At 44.7% G+C, this 657-nt stretch carries 1 protein-coding gene; it reads right to left on the reverse strand.

The features are described from left to right. The coding region (locus tag E5355_RS19165) for an AAA family ATPase (protein ID WP_168354398.1) at positions 1-617 on the reverse strand (617 nt) is incomplete at its 3' end. Positions 618-657: the final 40 nt, after the last annotated feature.

Below are 657 nucleotides of genomic sequence, written 5' to 3' on the forward strand. Positions count from 1 at the left end.
TCACTGAACACACTTACTTGCGCAAACTTGGTCACTCCGGTCAGGAAAACAAAACGAAGATAACGGTCAGCGCTCTTCAAGACACCGTAGAACGCTTTCAATATTTTCCGATACTCATCCAGCAAGTTCTCATCCAAGACCGCTTGAAGCAATGGCTTGTCATACTCATCAATCAGCACAACAACCTGCTTTCCCGTCAGCGTGCATGCCCGCTCTATCACGTAAGCAAAACGCTCTTCCGGACTACGGTCTTTCTTCTCCTGACCATAGAGCAGCTCCCATTTCTCCAGATACTGATTAAGCATAGCCGTCAGGTCAGCAGCAGTTTCATATTTCCGGGCATTCAGATCCAAGTGCAAAACCGGATATTCTTCCCATTCCTTTTCCAGCTGTTCGATGGCCAAACCTTGAAACAAATCCTTGCGTCCTTGAAAGTAGGCTTCAAAGGTAGAAAGAAGCAGGCTCTTGCCAAAACGACGGGGACGGCTCAGGAAATAAGGAGTAGAAGTAGATGCTATTTGATAAATCATAGCCGTCTTATCTACATAAAGAAAACCGCCTTCACGTAGTTTATCAAAAGTCTGTATGCCTATCGGCAGTTTACGTATCTGTTCCATGTTATTATAACCTGATTGGTGTATGACAAAGGTACGATTT

It is taken from the genome of Bacteroides muris (ex Afrizal et al. 2022) (assembly GCF_004793475.1).
In the GTDB taxonomy this organism is placed as follows: Bacteria; Bacteroidota; Bacteroidia; order Bacteroidales; family Bacteroidaceae; genus Bacteroides; species Bacteroides muris.